Annotated in this window: 16 protein-coding genes and 1 pseudogene; 14 read left to right on the forward strand and 3 right to left on the reverse strand. The window is 70.9% G+C overall.

Annotated elements, in window-relative coordinates:
• The first annotated feature begins 12 nt into the window (after window positions 1-12).
• The 6 genes from coaD to mutM all read left to right on the forward strand — a co-directional run bounded on the left by coaD (window position 13) and on the right by mutM (window position 4499).
• Window positions 13-492, forward strand: coding sequence for a pantetheine-phosphate adenylyltransferase (gene coaD / locus PZB75_RS23750; RefSeq protein WP_275538840.1), 480 nt, complete (start codon window positions 13-15; stop codon window positions 490-492).
• A 97-nt stretch (window positions 493-589) separates the two neighbouring features.
• Entirely contained in the window at window positions 590-1732 is a 1143-nt protein-coding gene (locus PZB75_RS23755) for a cell division initiation protein (protein ID WP_275537318.1), read from the forward strand.
• Between the two features lie 183 nt (window positions 1733-1915).
• Window positions 1916-2524: a DUF177 domain-containing protein gene (locus PZB75_RS23760; protein ID WP_275537319.1), complete on the forward strand. Its 609-nt coding sequence runs from the start codon at window positions 1916-1918 to the stop codon at window positions 2522-2524.
• Between the two features lie 2 nt (window positions 2525-2526).
• A complete protein-coding gene (rpmF, locus tag PZB75_RS23765; RefSeq protein ID WP_003965982.1) occupies window positions 2527-2700 on the forward strand; it encodes a 50S ribosomal protein L32 in 174 nt (57 codons plus the stop codon).
• 19 nt (window positions 2701-2719) lie between these two features.
• Window positions 2720-3544 (forward strand): ribonuclease III, encoded by an 825-nt coding sequence (rnc, locus tag PZB75_RS23770; RefSeq protein WP_275537320.1) that lies wholly within the window; start codon window positions 2720-2722, stop codon window positions 3542-3544.
• A 94-nt stretch (window positions 3545-3638) separates the two neighbouring features.
• A complete protein-coding gene (gene mutM / locus PZB75_RS23775; RefSeq protein ID WP_275537321.1) occupies window positions 3639-4499 on the forward strand; it encodes a bifunctional DNA-formamidopyrimidine glycosylase/DNA-(apurinic or apyrimidinic site) lyase in 861 nt (286 codons plus the stop codon).
• Between the two features lie 39 nt (window positions 4500-4538).
• Here mutM and PZB75_RS23780 read toward each other — a convergent pair whose 3' ends face one another.
• Window positions 4539-5468 (reverse strand): CAP domain-containing protein, encoded by a 930-nt coding sequence (locus PZB75_RS23780; RefSeq protein WP_275538841.1) that lies wholly within the window; start codon window positions 5466-5468, stop codon window positions 4539-4541.
• Between the two features lie 149 nt (window positions 5469-5617).
• Here PZB75_RS23780 and PZB75_RS23785 point away from each other — a divergent pair, with 149 nt between their 5' ends.
• The 5 genes from PZB75_RS23785 (at window position 5618) to ftsY (ending at window position 13520) form a co-directional block, all read left to right on the forward strand.
• A complete protein-coding gene (locus PZB75_RS23785) occupies window positions 5618-5899 on the forward strand; it encodes an acylphosphatase (RefSeq protein WP_275537322.1) in 282 nt (93 codons plus the stop codon).
• Window positions 5900-6313: 414 nt separating this feature from the next.
• Window positions 6314-6526 carry a hypothetical protein gene (locus tag PZB75_RS23790; protein WP_275537323.1) on the forward strand — a complete coding sequence of 71 codons (213 nt, stop codon included), beginning with the start codon at window positions 6314-6316 and terminating at the stop codon, window positions 6524-6526.
• Between the two features lie 288 nt (window positions 6527-6814).
• On the forward strand, window positions 6815-10522 hold the full coding sequence (locus PZB75_RS23795; protein ID WP_275537324.1) for an AAA family ATPase: 3708 nt from the start codon (window positions 6815-6817) through the stop codon (window positions 10520-10522).
• Window positions 10523-10730: 208 nt separating this feature from the next.
• Window positions 10731-12149, forward strand: a complete 1419-nt coding sequence (locus tag PZB75_RS23800; RefSeq protein WP_275537325.1) for a sugar porter family MFS transporter — start codon at window positions 10731-10733, stop codon at window positions 12147-12149.
• A 165-nt stretch (window positions 12150-12314) separates the two neighbouring features.
• Window positions 12315-13520: a signal recognition particle-docking protein FtsY gene (ftsY, locus tag PZB75_RS23805; RefSeq protein ID WP_275537326.1), complete on the forward strand. Its 1206-nt coding sequence runs from the start codon at window positions 12315-12317 to the stop codon at window positions 13518-13520.
• 148 nt (window positions 13521-13668) lie between these two features.
• Here the strand turns inward: ftsY and PZB75_RS23810 are convergent, their stop codons facing one another.
• Window positions 13669-14349 (reverse strand): bifunctional DNA primase/polymerase, encoded by a 681-nt coding sequence (locus tag PZB75_RS23810; RefSeq protein ID WP_275537327.1) that lies wholly within the window; start codon window positions 14347-14349, stop codon window positions 13669-13671.
• Window positions 14350-14772: 423 nt separating this feature from the next.
• On the opposite strand from PZB75_RS23810, the gene PZB75_RS23815 reads away from it, so the two are divergent.
• From PZB75_RS23815 to ffh, 3 genes are all read left to right on the forward strand, one after another.
• Entirely contained in the window at window positions 14773-16248 is a 1476-nt protein-coding gene (locus PZB75_RS23815) for a hypothetical protein (RefSeq protein WP_275537328.1), read from the forward strand.
• A 302-nt stretch (window positions 16249-16550) separates the two neighbouring features.
• Window positions 16551-17912: an ammonium transporter gene (locus PZB75_RS23820; RefSeq protein ID WP_275537329.1), complete on the forward strand. Its 1362-nt coding sequence runs from the start codon at window positions 16551-16553 to the stop codon at window positions 17910-17912.
• Window positions 17913-18055: 143 nt separating this feature from the next.
• A complete protein-coding gene (gene ffh, locus PZB75_RS23825) occupies window positions 18056-19609 on the forward strand; it encodes a signal recognition particle protein (RefSeq protein WP_275537330.1) in 1554 nt (517 codons plus the stop codon).
• Between the two features lie 92 nt (window positions 19610-19701).
• On the opposite strand, the pseudogene PZB75_RS23830 reads toward ffh, so the two are convergent.
• Window positions 19702-20600: pseudogene (locus tag PZB75_RS23830) on the reverse strand (SAM-dependent methyltransferase).
• Between the last annotated feature and the right edge of the window lie 78 nt (window positions 20601-20678).

The raw sequence follows: 20678 nt of genomic DNA on the forward strand, positions 1-20678 counted from the left end.
GAGGGACTCGATTTGCGCCGCGCCGTCTGTCCGGGGTCGTTCGACCCCATCACCAACGGACACCTCGACATCATTGGCCGCGCCTCGAAGCTGTACGACGTCGTACACGTCGCGGTGATGATCAACCAGTCCAAGAAAGGGCTGTTCACGGTCGACGAACGGATGGAGCTGATCCGCGGGGCCACCGCCGACTTCGGCAACGTCGAGGTCGAGTCCTTCCACGGGCTGCTGGTCGACTTCTGCAAACAGCGGGACATCCCGGCGATCGTGAAGGGCCTGCGGGCCGTCAGCGACTTCGACTACGAGCTCCAGATGGCCCAGATGAACAACGGCCTGTCCGGTGTCGAAACACTCTTCGTGCCGACCAACCCCACCTACAGCTTCCTGTCGTCCTCACTGGTCAAGGAGGTCGCCACCTGGGGTGGTGACGTCTCGCACCTGCTGCCCCCGGAGGTCCACACCGCGCTTCTGGCCAGGCTCGGCGAACGGTGACCGGCTGACGCCCCGTCAGCGGGTGTCGGACGGGGCGCGACTGGCCTTACAGTCGTCCCGTCCGTCTCCAACAGCAGCAGAGAGTGGCGAGCACACGGTGGACGTGCAGAAGAAGCTCGACGAGATCGTCGACACGGTCGGCAGCGCCCGGTCCATGCCCATGTCGGCCTCGTGCGTGGTCAACCGCGCCGAACTGCTCGCCATGCTCGCAGAGGTGCGGGACGCACTGCCCGGCTCGCTGGCCCACGCCGAAGAGCTCATCGGCGGCCGGGAACAGCTCGTCGAGCAGGCCCGCCAGGAGGCCGAGCGGATCATCGAGTCCGCGCGGGCCCAGCGGGGCACGCTGGTCTCCGACACCGAGATCGCCCGGCGGTCCCAGGACGAGGCCGACCGCATCCTCGCCGAGGCCCGCAGGGAGGCCGACGAGATCCGCACCGAGGCCGACGAGTACGTCGACAGCAAGCTCGCCAACTTCGAGGTCGTCCTCACCAAGACCATCGGTTCCGTCGACCGGGGCCGTGAGAAGCTCCTCGGCCGCGGCCAGGGGCTCGACGGCCGGGGGCACGAGGACCCGGACTTCGCCGAGGCCCCCGAGCGCAGCACCGATCCCGGCACGCTCCAGCGGCGGGCCGACGAGTACGTCGACACCAAGCTCGGAGCCTTCGAGGCCGTGCTCGCCAAGACCCTGGAAGCGGTCGGCAGGGGCCGTCAGAAGCTCCAGGGCCGGGTCGCGTCCGACGACCTCGGGGCGCACATGGCCGCGCAGGACGCGGCCGGCGGCCGGAGCGGTCACACCAGTGACGCCGACTATCTGGCGGGCCTCGCGGAGATCTCCCCGGAGCCGTCGCGCCCGGGGTCCCGGCCGCAGTACCCGGCGCCCGATCCGATCCCGGCCCAGGCCCAGCCCCAGTACGCGCAGACGTACGCGTACCAGGACCAGCCCCACCAGGACGGGTATGGCTACCAGCAGCCGGACCCGTACAGCGGCTACCAGCAGCAGGGCTACGAGCAGGGCGGGCACGGGCAGTTCCCCGAGCAGGCGCACGGGCAGCAGCACGAGCAGTACCACCCCCAGGAGCCGGCGCCGGAGCAGGAGTACGGCTGGCAGCAGCAGCCCCCGCTGCCACCCCACCCGCCGCAGCCGTTCCCGCAGGGCGAGAGCGCGCTCGACGAGACCAGTCTGTTCGACACGAGCATGATCGATCTGGAGCAGCTGCGCCGGTACGAGCAGGAGCGCTGACCGACCGGAACGGACCGGATTGGGAGCTGGGCGGGGCGTCCAGTATCCTGGCTCTTCGGTCGCCCGTATGTCCGCGATCCCGGCTGCCCGCTTCGACTCCGAATCGGCCGGCCCTCCCACACCGCACACGATCCGAAAGCAGGAGACGCCCTGAACGGCCACCTCGACCACCGCAACCCCCTCGTGTTCGACACACGAGAGCTGGGGCGGCGTCCCGGTGCCCTCAAGCGGCTCACCCGCTCGGTGGAGGCACCCAAGGACCTCGGTATCGCCGATGTCATCGGTGTGCCGGAAGGCGCGCCCGTGGAGCTCGACCTCCGTCTTGAGTCGGTCATGGAAGGGGTGCTCGTCACGGGCACCGCCCGTGCATCGGCCGAGGGGGAGTGCGTAAGGTGTCTGGAGCCGTTGCGCCTCAAGGTCGCAGCGGACTTCCAGGAGATGTTCTCGTACCCTGACGCCGATGACCGGGGCCGTGGCAAAGCGGCGGACCCGGCCGACGACGCCGAGGACGACGAGGACAGGTACTTCCTCGAGGACGGCTTGTTCGACCTCGAACCCGTGCTGCGTGACGCGGTGGTGCTCGCACTTCCGCTGCAGCCGGTGTGCCGGGAGTCCTGTGCCGGTCTGTGTTCCGAATGCGGGGCCAGGCTGGACGAGAACCCGGACCACCACCACGATGCCCTCGACCCTCGTTGGGCGGCATTGCAAGGACTCGCCGAGACCGATCAGGACGGCGAGAAGGACAACATGGGCGGCGCCGAAGCGGGCGTCGACGAGAAGCAGGAGAAGTAGCCGTGGCTGTTCCGAAGCGGAAGATGTCGCGCAGCAACACGCGCCACCGCCGGTCGCAGTGGAAGGCTGCGGTCCCCACTCTGGTTTCGTGCGAGCGTTGCCAGGAGCCGAAGCTGCAGCACATCGCGTGCCCGAGCTGCGGCACGTACAACAAGCGCCAGGTCCTCGAGGTCTGAGCGGCTGGTGAGAGGCCCGATGTCTGAGTTGTCCCAAGCCAAGAAGCAGGCAGACAACGTCAACACAGCCTCGTCCCACACGCTTCTGGAAGGGCGGCTCGGGTACCACCTCGAGTCCGCCCTTCTGGTACGTGCGCTGACCCATCGTTCGTACGCGTACGAGAACGGCGGTCTGCCCACCAACGAGCGGCTGGAATTCCTCGGGGATTCCGTGCTCGGCCTGGTGGTCACGGACACGCTGTACAGCACCCACCCCGACCTGCCCGAAGGCCAGCTGGCCAAGTTGCGGGCCGCGGTGGTCAACTCGCGTGCGCTTGCGGAAGTGGGCCGCGGCCTCGAACTCGGCTCCTTCATCCGGCTCGGCCGTGGTGAAGAGGGCACGGGTGGCAGGGACAAGGCGTCCATCCTCGCCGACACCCTTGAAGCGGTGATCGGCGCGGTCTATCTCGATCAGGGCCTGGAAGCGGCCTCGGAGCTGGTCCACCGGCTCTTCGACCCGCTGATCGACAGGTCCTCGAACCTCGGTGCCGGCCTGGACTGGAAGACCAGCCTCCAGGAACTCACCGCGAGCGAGAGCCTCGGAGTCCCCGAGTACCTCGTCACGGAGACCGGCCCGGACCACGAGAAGACCTTTACTGCTGCCGCTCGCGTCGGTGGTGTCTCGTACGGCACCGGCACCGGCCGCAGCAAAAAGGAAGCGGAGCAGCAGGCGGCGGAATCCGCCTGGCGCGAGATCAGCGCCGCCGCGGAGGCACGGGAGGCGGTGGCCGACACCACCGCCGACGCAGGGGGCGCCGACACCCCTGGCGACCCCGAGCCGTCCACGGACGCCACTCCGGCCTGACCCCGGGAAACCCCCCGGTGCCACGCGCACCGGGGGGTTCTCCCTGTCCGGGGCCGTTCCCGCCCCACATCCCCCGAGCCCCAGGAGCGTCGCCGTGCCCGAGCTGCCCGAGGTCGAAGTGGTCCGGCGTGGCCTCGAACGCTGGGTCACCGGCCGCACCGTCACCGAGGTCGAGGTCCTGCACCCGCGGGCGGTCCGCCGCCACCTCGCGGGCGGTGTGGACTTCACGGCCCGGCTGCGGGGCCACCGCTTCGGCACGGCCATGCGACGCGGCAAATACCTCTGGGTGCCGCTCGACGACGTGAACACCTCGCTCCTCGGCCACCTGGGCATGAGCGGCCAGCTGCTCGTACAGCCACGTTCGGCCCCCGACGAGAAGCACCTGCGGGTGCGAATCCGCTTCGACGACGCGCTCGGCACCGAGCTGCGGTTCGTCGACCAGCGGACGTTCGGCGGGCTCTCCCTGCACGAGAACACCGCCGACGGTCTGCCCGACACCATCGCGCACATCGCCCGCGACCCCCTCGACCCGGCCTTCGACGACGCGGCGTTCCACACGGCGCTGCGACTGCGCCGTACGACGGTCAAGCGGGCCCTGCTCGACCAGTCGCTGATCAGCGGGGTCGGCAACATCTACGCGGACGAGGCGCTGTGGCGCGCCAGGCTGCACTACGACCGGCCGACCGCGACCCTGCCCCGCCCCAGATCCGTCGAACTCCTCGGCCACGTCCGGGACGTGATGACCGCGGCACTCGGTCAGGGCGGCACCAGTTTCGACAGCCTGTACGTCAATGTGAACGGCGAGTCCGGGTACTTCGACCGGTCCCTCGACGCCTACGGCCGGGAGGACGAGCCCTGCCACCGCTGCGGCACGGCGATGCGGCGCCGCCCGTGGATGAACAGGTCCAGCTACTTCTGCCCCCGCTGCCAGCGTCCGCCGCGCGCGGAGGCGTAGCCCCGGCCCGGGCCGGTCCATGCTCCGGGCCCGGCGCGCTCAGAACCCGAAGTCCTGCGTCCACCACGGGCCGCCGGTGCCGAAGTGCACTCCCACGCCGAGCGTCTTGTAGTCGCAGTTCAGGATGTTCGCCCGGTGGCCTTCGCTGGCCATCCAGGAGTTCATGACCGTCTGGGCGTCGGCCTGGCCGCGGGCGATGTTCTCGCCGCCGAGTCCCCGCACGCCCGCCTTGGTGGCGCGGTCCCAGGGTGTTGCCCCGTCGGGGTCGGTGTGGTCGAAGAAGTTCCGGGCGGCCATGTCCTCGCTGAACGCCTGCGCGAGTGATGCCAGGGCGGCGTTCGCGTGCACCGGGTCGCAGCCGGCCTTCGCGCGTTCCTGGTTCACCAGGGCGAGCACGGCCGCCTGCGGGGCGGAGTCGGCGGGAGGGGCGAACGCCTGGGGCGTCGGGGTGCGGGCCGGCTGCGAGGGTGTCGCCGTTCCGACCGGGGCGCCCGCGCCCTCACCGGCCGTGGCCGAGGGGGCCGTCGACGCCTTCGGGGAGCCCTCCGTGCCCGACCGGGCGCCGACCGACGCGGAGGGCGCGGCGGGAGTTCCGGAGGCGGACCTCGTCGGTGCTCCGGTGCGCTCGTTGCCGCGGCTCGCCGACGCCCCGTCGGGGCCCCGCCCGGTCGACGGCCGGTCCTGGGAGCCGCCCTGCGCGTCGAGGTCGCCCGAATCCTGCGAGCGCACCTGGTCGGCGGGCGCACCGCCCATGGCGTAGATGTCGCCGCCCGGCAGCAGACCGGAGGCGACCGCGACCGCGCCGACCGCCATCGCGGCCGAGGCGCCGAGCAGCCCGGAGCGTACGGGCACCGCCGCGCGCTTCCTCCGGCGGGCGCCCCGGTCCTGCGGGCGGGACGCCTCGTCCGTACCGTCGTCACGAACCGGGTGCGCGGGGGAACCCTCGGCGGAGCGGCGATGGCGTCCCATCTGCTGTGCCTTTCTCATGCTCTCGGCGTCATGGGACATCGTCCCAATGGCCCTCACCCGATCGGGTGAGACTCATTTCGACGGGACTGTACGCCATGACGTATGGGGCGGAAGTGCTCCCTGGGGAATTGGCCGGTTAGCGTGCTCCCATGAATGAAGACGCACGACTCACCGCGTGGGTGCGCGGGCGGGTGCAGGGAGTGGGCTTCCGCTGGTTCACCAGGGCGAGGGCCCTGGAGATCGGCGGTCTCGTCGGTTTCGCCGTCAATCTGGAGGACGGCAGGGTGCAGGTCGTGGCGGAGGGGCCACATGAGGGCTGCCGACGCCTGCTGGAATGGCTGCGGTCCGACGACACACCCGGACGGGTCGACGGAGTCAGTGAGATCTGGGACACGCCCCGTGGCGGATACGACGGCTTCGCGATCCGCTGACGACGTGCCCGATCCCGCCCGTGCCCGCCTGGCCGGGCGGGGTGGCGGACCCGGTCCGACCGGGGCCCGCACCGGAAGTGACCTGGTAGTTGCCAAGAATCGGTTCCCGTGCCAGGCTGCGCCGATAGGGGTGATCCCCACGCCCCCGGAATCCCGCAGGAGAGCCGCGCCGCATGATCGTCGGGCCGCGCGCCCCCGGGACACCCGCCTCCATGGGGTGTGATCGTGTTGACCGTCAAACTTTTTGGTGAGACGCTGAAAACCCCGCGCACCCCAGCTGTTCGGCAGCGCTGTTGGCAGCAGAACCGCAGTGAAGACAGTGCAGAAGTACGCAGCACTGCTGAGCACCGCGGGTGCGATTCCCTCACGACCCCCACCGCTTCGGTCGGTCATCAGTGTGGAGGACCATTCATCATGGCAAAGGCGCTTCTCGGTTATGTCGGCGGTTCCGACCCGCGACTCCTCGCCGAGATGCGACGGCTCCAGCAGCGTGTCCAGGATCTCGAATCAGAGCTCGTACGGATTCAGGACGAGAACGACGCGCTGAACGCCGCCGCTCAGCACCAGGAGTCGCTGCTCGACAGCATCGGCATCGACGTGCCCCGCGCGGAGCCGGCGCTCACCTGATCCGGCGGGCCCCGACAGGGGCCGACGGACGGTCGGCGTCAGCCGCTGTGCACTCTCGGTTCAACACCGAACCGTCGATCGCCGGACTTCGGTGCTCTTGATCCTATGCGCAGGATTTGCAAGGGACGCTTCGGCGTCCCTTCTTTCTTTTCCGCCCCGGCCGCCGGGGCCCGGTTCCCCTCCGGCCGCCGGTCCGCGCGCATTCGCGCGTACCGCCTTTCCCTTACCGTCTGATGTGCCCTGCGCCTTCAACGGTGAAACCGAGAGTGAAAGGTAGAGTCCGGCCGCGTGCACCTCAAGGCCCTGACCCTCCGTGGTTTCAAATCATTCGCCTCCGCCACGACGCTGCGGTTCGAACCAGGGATCACCTGTGTCGTCGGCCCCAACGGGTCCGGCAAGTCCAATGTGGTGGACGCCCTCTCCTGGGTCATGGGCGAGCAGGGGGCCAAGACGCTGCGCGGCGGCAAGATGGAGGACGTGATCTTCGCCGGAACCACCGGGCGGCCACCGCTCGGGCGGGCTGAGGTGTCACTCACCATCGACAACTCCGACGGCGCGCTGCCCATCGAGTACGCCGAGGTCACCCTCACCCGGATCATGTTCCGCAACGGCGGCAGCGAGTACCAGATCAACGGTGACACCTGTCGGCTGCTCGACATCCAGGAACTCCTCTCGGACTCCGGTATCGGCCGCGAGATGCATGTGATCGTCGGGCAGGGCCAGCTGGACTCCGTACTGCACGCCGACCCGATGGGACGCCGCGCGTTCATCGAGGAAGCCGCCGGGGTGCTCAAGCACCGCAAGCGGAAAGAGAAGGCTCTGCGGAAACTCGACGCGATGCGGGCCAATCTGGCGCGCGTGCAGGACCTCACGGACGAACTGCGGCGGCAGCTGAAACCGCTCGGCAGGCAGGCCGCCGTGGCGCGGCGGGCGGCCGTCATCCAGGCGGACCTGCGTGACGCACGGCTGCGGCTGCTCGCCGACGACCTCGTGCGGCTGCGCGAGGCGCTGCGCGCCGAGATCGCCGACGAGGCCGAACTGAAGCGGCGCAAGGAAGCCGCGGAGGCCGAGCTCAAGGCGGCCCTGGCACGTGAGGCGGGGCTGGAGGACGCGGTCGGACGACTGGCGCCCCGGCTGCGAAGGGCCCAGCAGACGTGGTACGAGCTGTCGCAGCTCGCCGAGCGGGTACGGGGCACGGTCTCGCTGGCCGACGCCCGGGTGAAGAGCGCGGTGAACGCCCCGGAGGAGGAGCGGCGCGGCCGGGACCCCGAGGACATGGAACGCGAGGCCGCCCGGGTCCGTGAGCAGGAGGCCGAACTGGTCGCGGCCCTGGCGGCGGCGGAACACGCGCTGGAGGACACCGCGTCCCACCGGGCCGAGCTGGAACGGGAGCTGGCGGCCGAGGAACGCAGACTGAAGGACGTCGCCCGGGCCATCGCGGACCGGCGTGAGGGGCTGGCCCGGCTGACCGGCCAGGTCAACGCGGCCCGCGGCCGGGCGGGCTCGGCCCAGGCGGAGATCGACCGGCTGGCGCAGGCCCGGGACGAGGCGCGCGGCCGGGCGGCCGCCGCCCAGGGGGAGTACGAACAGCTCAAATCCGAGGTCGACGGACTCGACGCGGACGACGCGGAGCTGGCGCTGCGGCACGATCGGGTCAAGCGGGAACTGGCCGACGCGGACACGGCACTGGCCGCCGCCCGCGAGACGTCCACCGCCGCCGAACGCCGGCGGGCGGCGGTCGCGGCCCGCCACGAGGCACTGGCGCTGGGCCTGCGCCGCAAGGACGGTACGGGAGCCCTGCTCGGCGCCCGGGACCGGCTCTCCGGGCTGCTCGGCCCGGCCGCGGAACTGCTCACGGTGGTCCCGGGCCACGAACTCGCCGTGGCGGCGGCGCTGGGCGTCGCGGCGGACGCCGTCGCGGTGGCGGACCCGGTGACGGCGGCGAACGCGATCAGGCTGCTGCGCAAACAGGACGCGGGGCGCGCCACACTGCTGATGGGCGGGGCGGCGACGGCGAGGGACCTCCCGGGCGGGGACGTCCATGCCATGGATTCCTCGGCCACGGCCCCTTCGGTGACGGGCGCCCCGGCCATGGACTCCCCGGCCATGGACTCCCCGGTCTCGCATCCTCCGGCCACGACGGGCGCCCCGGCCGTGGATTCCCCGGCCGTGCCGGGAGCGCCGCCCGTCGTGGCCGACCTGGTGCGCGGGCCGCGCCAGCTGATGGGCTCCGTACGGCGGCTGGTCGCGGGCATGGTGGTCGTCCCCACGCTGGAGGACGCCGAGGATCTCGTCTCCGTACACCCCGAGCTGATCGCGGTCACCGACGAGGGCGATGTGCTCGGCGCGCACTTCGCGCACGGCGGGTCCGCCGGGGCGCCCAGCCTCCTGGAGGTGCGGGCCTCCGTCGACGAGGCCGCGGCCGAGCTGGCGGAGCTGGCCGTACGGTGCGAGGAACTGGCCGAGGCCCAGCGCGTCGCCGAGGAGCTGCGCGCCGAGCGCACCGCGCGGGTCGAGGAGCTGGGGGAGCGGCGGCGGGCCGCCGAGCGGGAGAAGTCCGGGGTGGCCCAGCAGCTCGGGCGGCTCGCCGGGCAGGCCAGGGGCGCCGCCGGGGAGGCCGAGCGCGCGACCGCCTCCGCCGCCCGTGCCCAGGAGGCCCTGGAGCGGGCCACCGCTGAGGCGGAGGAGTTCGCCGAACGCCTTCTCGTCGCCGAGGAGGCGTCCCCGTTCGGGGAGAGCGGGGACGAGGAGCCGGACACCGCCGTACGGGACCGGCTCGCGGCCGACGGGGCCAACGCCCGCCAGACCGAGATGGAGGCGCGTCTCCAGGTCCGTACCCATGAGGAGCGCGTCAAGGGGCTCGCGGGCCGCGCCGACTCCCTCGACCGGGGGGCGCGCGCCGAGCGGGAGGCCCGTGCCCGTGCGGAGCGGCGCCGTGCCCGGCTGCGGCACGAGGCGGAAGTGGCGTCCGCCGTCGCCTCCGGAGCGCGCCAGCTCCTCGCCCATGTGGAGGTCTCCGTCGTACGGGCCGAGGAGGAGCGCGCGTCCGCGGAGGCGGCGAAGGGTGAACGCGAGCGCGAGCTGGCGGCCGAGCGGAACCGGGGCCGGGAGCTGGCGGGCGAGCTGGACAAGCTGACCGATTCCGTCCACCGGGGTGAGGTGCTGGGCGCGGAGAAGCGGCTGCGGATGGAGCAGCTGGAGGCGAAGGCGCTGGAGGAACTGGGTGTCGAGCCGGCCGCGTTGGCCGCCGAGTACGGCCCCGACCAGCCCGTGCCGCCGTCGCCCGCCGCCGAGGGCGAGGAACTGCCGGAGGACCCGGAGCACCCCCGTAACCGTCCGAGGCCGTTCGTCAGGGACGAGCAGGAGAAGCGGCTGCGATCGGCCGAACGGGCGTACCAACAGCTCGGAAAGGTGAATCCGCTCGCCCTTGAGGAGTTCTCCGCGCTGGAGGAACGGCATCAGTTCCTCTCCGAGCAGTTGGAGGACCTGAAGAAGACCCGGGCCGATCTGATGCAGGTGATCAAGGACGTCGACGAGCGGGTCGAGCAGGTGTTCACAGAGGCGTACCGGGACACCGCCCGCGAGTTCGAAGGCGTCTTCTCACGGCTCTTCCCGGGCGGCGAGGGGCGGCTCGTGCTCACCGAACCGGGCAACATGCTCGCGACCGGCGTGGACGTCGAGGCCCGGCCGCCCGGCAAGAAGGTGAAGCGGCTGTCCCTGCTCTCGGGCGGCGAGCGGTCGCTGACGGCGGTGGCGCTGCTGGTGTCGATCTTCAAGGCCAGACCGAGTCCGTTCTACGTGATGGACGAGGTCGAGGCCGCGCTCGACGACACCAATCTCCAGCGGCTGATCCGGATCATGGCGGAGCTCCAGGAGAGTTCCCAGCTCATCGTGATCACGCATCAGAAGCGGACGATGGAGGTCGCCGACGCGCTGTACGGGGTGTCGATGCAGGGCGACGGGGTCTCCAAGGTCATCAGCCAGCGCCTCCGCTGATTCTTCACACAATCATCCGGGTGTCCGTGCGGCTCTGTGGATTTTCCGGGTACACGACTGCACCTGATCACCATGTGCCGTCGAGTTGTGAACGCGTGTTCTCCCTCCGGACCGGCCCGGCTTCACGTGGTGGCGGGCGTGAAGTTGTGCGCCACTGGAAGAGTTCGCCCCCCACGCCTGACGACGCGGCCAGGCATCAGGAGTTCACGTGAGCAGTACCTCGCAGTCGCCGGATTCCGCGGCCCGAGCGGCCCATCCGGACCACCTCGGCCATGTCATCTTCATCACGGCCGCCGCGGCGATGGGCGGCTTCCTCTTCGGTTACGACAGTTCCGTGATCAACGGCGCGGTCGAGGCGATCCGGGACCGGTACGACGTCGGCTCCGCCACCCTCGCGCAGGTCATCGCCATCGCACTGATCGGCTGCGCCATCGGCGCCGCGGTGGCGGGCCGGATCGCCGACCGGATCGGCCGAATCCGCTGCATGCAGATCGCGGCCACCCTGTTCACGATCAGCGCGGTCGGCTCCGCGCTGCCGTTCGCCCTCTGGGACCTGGCCATCTGGCGCGTCATCGGCGGCTTCGCCATCGGAATGGCCTCGGTGATCGGCCCCGCCTACATCGCGGAGGTCTCCCCGCCCGCCTACCGGGGCCGGCTCGGGTCCTTCCAGCAGGGCGCGATCGTCATCGGCATCGCCGTGTCGCAGCTGGTCAACTGGGGCATCCTGAACGCCGCCGACGGCGACCAGCGCGGCAAGCTGATGGGCCTGGAAGCCTGGCAGGTCATGCTCGGCGTGATGGTCGTCCCCGCCGTGCTGTACGGGCTGCTCTCGCTGGCGATCCCCGAGTCGCCGCGCTTCCTCATCTCCGTGGGCAAGGCCGACCGGGCGAAGAAGATCCTCTCCGAGGTCGAGGGCGAGAAGATCGACCTCGACGCCCGGGTGGAGGAGATCCGCACCGCCATGCACCGCGAGCACAAGTCGTCCTTCAAGGACCTGCTGGGCAGCCGCTTCGGCTTCCTGCCGATCGTCTGGGTGGGCATCGGCCTGTCGGTGTTCCAGCAGCTCGTCGGCATCAACGTGGCGTTCTACTACTCGGCGACGCTCTGGCAGTCCGTGGGCATCGACCCGTCCGACTCGTTCTTCTACTCCTTCACCACCTCGATCATCAACATCATCGGTACGGTGATCGCCATCGTCCTGGTCGACCGGGTGGGCCGCCGTCCGCTCGCCCTGGTCGGCTCCACCGGTATGGCGATCGCCCTGGCCTTCGAGGCGTGGGCCTTCTCCGCCGATCTGGTCGACGGGAAACTCCCCAACACCCAGGGTGTCGTCGCGCTGATCGCCGCCCATGTCTTCGTACTGTTCTTCGCCCTGTCGTGGGGCGTCGTGGTCTGGGTCTTCCTCGGTGAGATGTTCCCGAACCGGCTGCGCGCCGCCGCACTCGGTGTCGCCGCGTCCGCGCAGTGGATCGCCAACTGGGCGATCACCGCGAGCTTCCCGAGCCTGTCCGAATGGAACCTTTCGGCCACCTACATGATCTACACCTTCTTCGCGGTGCTCTCGATCCCCTTCGTGCTCAAGTTCGTGCGGGAGACCAAGGGCAAGACCCTGGAGGAGATGGGCTGATCCCTCACCCGCGCCGGGGTCCCGGCCGGCCCGTCCGGCGCGGCTGGGCGCTGGCGCGGGGCAGCGGAGGATGTGCCACCAAAAGGTGCATTACGCCCGTTCGGATCATGGGCCTTCCCCCGGGGACGTTCCATGTCGACGGCCGTGGCCGATACTGGACGGGTTATGGAAATCGTCATCCTTGCTGTATTCATCGCCCTGGTCGCGGTCGGTCTGATCAGCGGGCTCGTGGTCAGCAGCCGCAAGAAGAAGCAGCTGCCGCCCTCGGCGCCGTCGAGCACGCCGACCATCACTCCTCCCGCCGAGCCCGGTGTCGGCGAGGAGGCCGAGACACCGCGCGACGAAGCGCGCCGCACCATCGAGGAGGTCGAGCTCCCCGACACCGAGGTCCCCGTCGAGGGTGCCCCGGTCCTCGTCGAACCGGAAGCCGTGGTCCTCGACGTACCCGAGCCCACCGCGGGCCGTCTGGTACGGCTCCGGGCCCGGCTCGCCCGCTCGCAGAACTCCCTCGGCAAGGGGCTGCTCACGCTCCTGTCGCGCGAGCACCTGGACGAGGACACCTGGGAGGAGATCGAGGACACGCTCCTGACCGCCGACGTCGGCGTCGCCCCCACCCAGGAGCTGGTGGAGCGGCTGCGCGAGCGGGTACGCGTCCTCGGCACCCGTACCCCCGAGGACCTGCGCGCCCTGTTGCGCGAGGAACTGCTCGCCCTGCTCGGCACCGACTTCGACCGTGCGGTCAGGACCGAGAGCGACGCCGACACACCCGGCGTCGTGATGGTCGTCGGTGTCAACGGCACCGGCAAGACCACCACCACCGGCAAGCTGGCCCGGGTGCTCGTCGCCGACGGGCGCAGCGTGGTGCTCGGCGCGGCCGACACCTTCCGGGCCGCCGCCGCGGACCAGCTCCAGACCTGGGGCGAGCGGGTCGGTGCCCGGACCGTGCGCGGCCCCGAGGGCGGCGACCCCGCGTCGATCGCCTTCGACGCGGTGAAGGAGGGCATCGCCGCGGGCGCCGATGTGGTGCTCATCGACACCGCGGGCCGACTGCACACCAAGACCGGTCTGATGGACGAGCTGGGCAAGGTCAAGCGGGTCGTCGAGAAGCACGGCCCGCTCGACGAGATCCTGCTGGTGCTCGACGCCACGACCGGGCAGAACGGCCTGGTGCAGGCGCGGGTGTTCGCCGAGGTCGTGGCGATCACCGGCATCGTGCTCACGAAGCTGGACGGCACCGCCAAGGGCGGCATCGTCATCGCCGTCCAGCGTGAGCTGGGTGTGCCGGTGAAGCTGGTGGGCCTGGGGGAGGGGCCGGACGATCTCGCCCCGTTCGAGCCCGAGGCGTTCGTCGACGCGCTGATCGGCGACTGACGACCCGCATACCTGTTGTTCCACGGGCGGGTGGCGGACCGGAAGGGGGTCCGCCACCCGCCCGTTCGCATGACGATCCGTCCTCGGCCGCCGTCGGCCGCCGGCCGATTCCCGGGCTCCGGGCCGGTCCCCGGTCCCTCGGCGGTTCTCAGACCCCCGGACGCGTGAACTCGGACAGCGGCGGCCGGGAACGGTGGCAGATGTACGCCAGTGTGCCGAGCAGCAGTCGCGCCCGCGGCGGTGCGCCCGCCGTGTCCAGCGTCGGCGGGCGGAGCCAGCGCACCGGCCCCAGGCCGCCGAGGTCGGACGGCGGAGCGGTGATGTGGTCGCCGGGACCCAGCGCCCGCAGATCGAGCCCCGCGTCGTCCCAGCCCATCCGGTACAGCAGCCCGGGGAGTTCGGTGGCGGCTCCCGCGGCGACGAAGAACTGTGCCCGTCCGGCCGGGGTGGCGGCCACCGGGCCGAGCGGCAGCCCCATCCGCTCCAGCCGCATCAGGGCCCGCCGCCCGGCCGGTTCGGCGACGTCCAGGATGTCGAAGGCACGGCCCACGGGCAGCAGCACCGGGGCGTCGGGCGCGTCCGCCCAGGCGCGCGTCACCTCGTCGAGCGTGGCGCCCGCGGGGACCTCGGTCGCGGAACCGAGCGGATGGTCGCCGGGGGAGGGGCAGAGCGCGTCGCCGCACGAGCAGCCGTCGGCCGCCGACCGGGCGCCCGGCACGACGTCCCATCCCCACAGTCCGGTGTACTCGGCCACCGTCGTGCACACGTGCGGACGGCCCCGCCGCCGAGAGCCGGACCGCCTCTCGCGGATGCCGATCGTGAAGCCCATGCCCCCTCCAACGGGTCCAACTGGTGGGTGGTTACGAAAGGGAGTGATCTAATAACTATCCGTAGTGGCGATCTGCATAACGGCGTACGCGGCGTGCCCGAGTCGTACTGTGTGGTTCACGCGCCCCCGAATGCGCCAATGCGCCGTGTCGGATCGGTGTCCGTCAAGTGAATCGCGCCCGACCAGCGTCGTGTTCATTCGAAGGGGTGGCGAATGGTGGCGTTTCCGCAGGCGCCCTCCCCGCAAGGGTGATCGTAGGATTACCGTCGGTACACGGAGCGTGCGAGTATGTGCGCCCGTGGGTATGCCTGAGGCAACTCGATTTCACGTTCGATGATGCGCAACTCCCGTACGGGAAGCGCCGACTCACGGCATTCTGATAGTGGTTCGCGCGACAGTATTCGGCGGGATGGGGGCGTTCCAGTGAGTGGCAGCGGCGCAGGCGATACGAATGCCGGCAAGCGTCCGAACGGGCAATTGGGTTCGTGGTTCCTGCGCAGCGGCTGGTCCAAGGGCGAGCTGGCCCGGCAGGTGAACCGCCGCGCACGGCAGATGGGCGCCCACCACATCAGTACGGACACCTCACGGGTACGGCGCTGGCTCGACGGCGAACAGCCGCGCGAGCCGATCCCGCGCATCCTCTCCGAACTCTTCTCGGAACGCTTCGGCACCGCCGTGGCCGTCGAGGACCTGGGGCTGCGCTCCGCGCACCAGTCACCGTCGGTGGCCGGAGTGGACCTGCCCTGGGCGGGCCCGCAGACCGTCGCCCTGCTCAGCGAGTTCTCCCGCAGCGATCTGATGCTCGCCCGCCGGGGCTTCCTCGGTTCCTCGCTGTCCCTGGCCGCCGGACCCGCCCTCGTCGAACCCATGCAGCGCTGGCTGGTGCCCGTACCCACGGCGGCCGGGGCCGGGCCCGAGGCACCCGCCCCGGCACCGCGACCGTCCCGGCTCTCCCGGCCCGAGCTGGACCTGCTGGAGTCGACCACCGCGATGTTCCGCCAGTGGGACGCCCAGTGCGGCGGCGGACTGCGCCGCAAGGCCGTCGTCGGCCAACTCCACGAGGTCACCGACCTGTTGCAGGAGCCCCAGCCGGACGCCACCGCCAAGCGGCTGTTCCGGTGCGCCGCCGAACTCGCCGAGCTGGCGGGCTGGATGAGCTACGACGTCGGCCTCCAGCCCACCGCCCAGAAGTACTTCGTGCTCGCCCTGCACGCCGCCAAGGAGGCCGGTGACAAGCCGCTCGGCTCGTACATCCTCTCCAGCATGAGCCGCCAGATGATCCACCTCGGACGCCCCGACGACGCCCTCGAACTCATCCACCTGGCGCAGTACGGCAGCCGCGACTGCGCCACCGCCCGCACCCAGGCCATGCTGTACGCGATGGAGGCCCGCGCCTACGCCAACATGGGCCAGCCCGGCAAGTGCAAGCGAGCGGTGCGGATGGCCGAGGACACCTTCCTCGACGCCGGGATCGACGGTGAACCCGAGCCCGACTGGATTCGCTTCTTCTCCGACGCCGAACTCCACGCCGAGAACGCCCACTCGTACCGCGACCTCGCCTATGTGGCGGGCCGCAGCCCCACGTACGCCTCCATGGCCGCACCCGTCATGGAGAAGGCCGTCGCCCTCTTCGGCGAGGACGACGAGCACCAGCGGTCGTACGCGCTGAACCTGATCGGCATGGCCACCGTCCATCTGCTCAAGCGCGAGCCGGAGGAGTCCACCGTGCTGGCCGAGCGGGCCCTGCGCATCGCCAGGAAGGTCCGCTCGGAGCGGGTCAACACCCGGCTGCGCAAGACCGTCGACACGGCCGCCAGGGACTTCGGCGACGTTCCCCACGTCACGCAGCTCACCGACCTGCTCACCGAGCAGCTGCCGGAAACCGCCGAAGCGGTCTGACCGGCACCCCGCACCCCGGTCACGACAACCGTCCCGTACTGCCGACTCGGCTCCCCCATTGCCAGGTCACCGGACGGTTGCCGTGGCCGGTCCACGTACCTGACCCCGGGCGCGCCCACGCCGGTGTCCAGGTGTTCACGGAGGCGTAACACACCACACCTCTTCGTCACCGCGGTGAAACAGCGGGCGCCGCCGGCGGAAACGGCGCCGGGCCAACCTCATGGAACACCACGGCCCGCGCCGTCCCGCGCGGGCCCGCGGACCGCGCCCCGCCAGGGCGCGCCGACGACGAGGAGACGCCGATGCTCCCAGACATCCTGACGCAGGCCGCCGCAGCCCCCCGGCTGTCGGCCGCCAACACCGGGTTCATGCTCATCTGCTCCGCCCTGGTGATGCTCATGACCCCGGCCCTGGCCTTCTTCTACGGAGGCATGGTCCGGATCAGGAGCACCCTCAACATGCTGATGATGAGCTTCGTCAGCCTCGGGATCGTCACGGTCCTGTGGGTGCTCTACGGATTCGGTCTCACCTTCGGCACGGATGTCGGCTCCGTCATCGGCTGGAACGGTGACTACCTGGGCCTCAGCGGGATCGCGGTGGCCGAACTCTGGGGCGGCTCCACCATCCCGGTCCACGTCTTCGCGGTCTTCCAGCTGATGTTCGCCGTGATCACCCCGGCACTGATCAGCGGCGCCCTCGCCGACCGGGTGAGGTTCACCTCCTGGGCGCTGTTCGTCGCGCTCTGGGTCACGGTCGTCTACTTCCCGGTCGCGCACTGGGTGTGGGGCCCCGGCGGCCGGCTCCTCGAACTCGGTGTCATCGACTTCGCGGGCGGCACCGCCGTCCACATCAACGCGGGCGCCGCGGCCCTCGGTGTGATCCTCGTCATCGGCAGACGCGCCGGCTTCGGGAAGGAGCCGGCGCGACCGCACAGTCTGCCCCTCGTCATGCTCGGCGCCGGGCTTCTGTGGTTCGGCTGGTTCGGCTTCAACGCCGGATCGTGGCTGGGCAACGACGACGGGGTCGGCGCGGTCATGTTCGTCAACACCCAGGTCGCCACCGCCGCCGCGATGCTCGCCTGGCTCGGCTACGAGAAGCTCCGCCACGGCTCCTTCACCACCCTCGGCACCGCCTCGGGAGCGGTCGCCGGACTCGTCGCCATCACGCCGTCCGGCGGCGCGGTCAGCCCGCTCGGCGCGTTGGCGGTGGGAGCCGTCGCGGGGGTGCTGTGCGCGATGGCCGTCGGCCTCAAGCACAGGTTCGGCTACGACGACTCCCTCGACGTCGTCGGCGTCCACCTCGTCGGAGGCGTCGTCGGATCGCTCCTCGTCGGGCTCTTCGCCACCGGAAGCGTCCAGTCCGACGCCAGGGGCCTCTTCTACGGCGGCGGCCTCGGCCAGCTCGGCAAGCAGACCGTCGGGGTGGCCGTCGTCCTCACGTACTCCCTGGTCGTCTCCGCGCTTCTCGCCCTCGCACTCGACCGCACCATCGGGATGCGGGTGACCGAGGAGGAGGAGGTCTCCGGGATCGACCGGGCCGAGCACGCCGAGATGGCCTACGACTTCGGCGACATGAGCGGTGGCACGGACGGTGGCCCCGCGCCCCGCGCCGCGGCCCCCTTCGTGGAACCGGACACCCGGGAGATCGAACGGGCACTGAACTGAGCCCCGGGGGCAACGGCCACGACCACGCGGAACGCCCTCTTCCGGTACGAGTACCGGGTGAGGGCTTCGCGTCACCCGGGGGCCGGATACCCTGGAGGGCGACCGACCTGCCCCGCCCCCGACCCTGAGGACCGACGAGCGCCGTGTTCGATACTCTCTCCGACCGCCTTAGCGCGACCTTCAAGAACCTCAGGGGCAAGGGCCGTCTGTCCGACGCGGACATCGACGCCACGGCGCGCGAGATCCGTATCGCCCTGCTGGAAGCCGATGTCGCGCTGCCCGTCGTGCGTTCGTTCATCGCCAAGGTCAAGGAACGGGCGCGCGGTGTCGAGGTCTCGCAGGCGCTGAACCCCGCGCAGCAGATGATCAAGATCGTCAACGAGGAGCTTGTCGGCATCCTCGGTGGCGAGACCAGGCGGCTGCGGTTCGCCAAGACCGCGCCCACGGTGATCATGCTCGCGGGTCTCCAGGGTGCCGGTAAGACGACCCTCGCCGGAAAGCTCGGTTTCTGGCTCAAGGGCCAGGGGCACTCCCCGCTGCTCGTCGCCTGTGACCTCCAGCGCCCGAACGCCGTGAACCAGCTGAGCGTGGTGGCCGACCGGGCGGGTGTCGCGGTCTACGCCCCCGAGCCGGGCAACGGTGTCGGTGACCCGGTGAAGGTCGCGAAGGACTCGATCGAGCACGCCAGGGCGAAGCAGTACGACGTGGTCATCGTCGACACCGCGGGCCGTCTGGGCATCGACCAGGAGCTGATGCGGCAGGCCGCGGACATCCGCGACGCCGTCAGCCCCGACGAGGTCCTTTTCGTCGTCGACGCGATGATCGGCCAGGACGCGGTCAACACCGCCGAGGCGTTCCGGGACGGTGTCGGCTTCGACGGTGTGGTGCTCTCCAAGCTCGACGGCGACGCCCGGGGCGGCGCGGCCCTGTCGATCGCCCACGTCACCGGCAAGCAGATCATGTTCGCGTCGAACGGTGAGAAGCTTGAGGACTTCGACGCCTTCCACCCCGACCGCATGGCGTCCCGCATTCTCGACATGGGTGACCTCCTCACCCTGATCGAGCAGGCGGAGAAGACGTTCAGCCAGGAAGAGGCCGCCAAAATGGCCTCCAAGCTGGCGAGCAGCAAGGGCAAGGACTTCACGCTCGACGACTTCCTGTCGCAGATGGAGCAGGTCAGGAAGATGGGCAGCATCGGCAAGCTGCTCGGCATGCTGCCCGGCATGGGACAGATCAAGGACCAGATCAACAACATCGACGAGCGTGACGTGGACCGTACCGCCGCGATCATCAAGTCGATGACCCCGCGTGAGCGCGCGGAGCCGACGATCATCAACGGTTCGCGGCGGGCCCGTATCGCCAAGGGCTCCGGCGTCGAGGTGTCCGCGGTGAAGAACCTCGTGGAACGGTTCTTCGAGGCCCGCAAGATGATGTCGAAGATGGCGCAGGGCGGCGGAATGCCTGGTATGCCGGGGATGCCTGGCATGGGGGGCGGGCCCGGTCGGCAGAAGAAGCAGCAGAAGCAGGCCAAGGGCAAGCGCAAGAGCGGCAACCCGATGAAGCGGAAGGCCGAGGAGCAGGCCGCGGTGGCCCGGCGAGAGCAGGCCGCCGCCGAGGGCGGTGCGTTCGGGCTGCCGGCCGGGGAGCAGGACAAGAACTTCGAGCTGCCCGACGAGTTCAAGAAGTTCATGGGCTGAGGCCCGCAAGCGCGTGTGTGCGGGGCGGTCGCCGAGGTGGTGGCCGCCCTTCCGCGTTCCCTCCCGGGTGCTCGGCGGACGGGAGGCCGGGGTCAGACGCGGCACACCAGATGGCGGAAGACGTTCGGCATCCGGACCGTCCCGTCGGACCGCAGATGCGGGCTGAGCGACGTGAGCAGTTCCCGTTCCACCCGGGCGGGGTCCGTGACCCGTATCGCGGCGTCGAGCAGCCCGGTGGACAACAGGCCGCGTACCGCTCGGTCCAGGTCCGGGTATCCGAACGGACCACGACACCCGCCCCGAGCCGTCGGGCCGCAGACCTGCCCGGTGGGCGACCTCCTCCAGGTCGTCCCGCCCCGGCCGCGACGACCGGCGGGGTGCGGCGAGCCGGTGCGTCATCCGGCGCGTCCGCCGTGGCGCACCGCTCGGGCGGGCCCCAGCCCGTCAGCACGACGGCGCCCCCTCTGGCCACGAGCGGCACGGCGGACCGCAGCGCGGACATCAGCGCCGGGGGCTCCTCGGCCGCGCAGACGATCGGGGTGAACGCGGTGAGCAGGGTGTACGGGCCCTCCCCGGCCGGTGCGGTCGTCGCGGGCGCGGCGCTCGACAGTCGCACCGGGCCGGCACCGGGCGCGGTAGCGATATGGGCCGCACCGGTCGGGTCCGCCCCGCCCGTCGTCTCCGTGCTGGTGGCCTCCGTGCCGGACGGCACCGGTCCGGGGAGCAGCCGCCCGCGGGCCAGGGCCGGCCGTTCACGGTCGGTGTCGAGCCCGGTGACGCGTGCCCCACGGTCCGCCGCGATCAGCAGCGCGAGTCCGGAGCCGCAGCCGAGTCCGAGCAGCCGGGTCCCCGCACCGACCTCCAGCCTGTCGTACACCGCCTCGTACAGCGGCGCGAGCATCGGCTCCTGGGTGGTGGCCCAGTCGTGGGCACGGTGACCGGGCCGCGGGGGCAGGGGCGCCGGGTGGGTCCGGACGAGCGCAGGTGTCATGGAACGGGCCCCGATCCGCCGAGCGGCCAGGTCGTGTCCGAGTGAGCGCGTCGTGATGCTGGTCGTACCGGACGAGCC

This window comes from Streptomyces sp. AM 4-1-1, from assembly GCF_029167625.1.
In the GTDB taxonomy this organism is placed as follows: Bacteria; Actinomycetota; Actinomycetes; order Streptomycetales; family Streptomycetaceae; genus Streptomyces.

What these genes read in the sequence shown, in the direction of transcription:
- rnc (WP_275537320.1), top strand. Translation starts at nt 2,720, where the DNA reads ATGTCTGAGTTGTCCCAAGCCAAGAAGCAGGCAGACAACGTCAACACA.
- PZB75_RS23780 (WP_275538841.1), bottom strand. Translation starts at nt 5,468, where the DNA reads ATGGGACGCCATCGCCGCTCCGCCGAGGGTTCCCCCGCGCACCCGGTT.
- PZB75_RS23785 (WP_275537322.1), top strand. Translation starts at nt 5,618, where the DNA reads ATGAATGAAGACGCACGACTCACCGCGTGGGTGCGCGGGCGGGTGCAG.
- PZB75_RS23790 (WP_275537323.1), top strand. Translation starts at nt 6,314, where the DNA reads ATGGCAAAGGCGCTTCTCGGTTATGTCGGCGGTTCCGACCCGCGACTC.
- ftsY (WP_275537326.1), top strand. Translation starts at nt 12,315, where the DNA reads ATGGAAATCGTCATCCTTGCTGTATTCATCGCCCTGGTCGCGGTCGGT.
- PZB75_RS23810 (WP_275537327.1), bottom strand. Translation starts at nt 14,349, where the DNA reads ATGGGCTTCACGATCGGCATCCGCGAGAGGCGGTCCGGCTCTCGGCGG.
- PZB75_RS23820 (WP_275537329.1), top strand. Translation starts at nt 16,551, where the DNA reads ATGCTCCCAGACATCCTGACGCAGGCCGCCGCAGCCCCCCGGCTGTCG.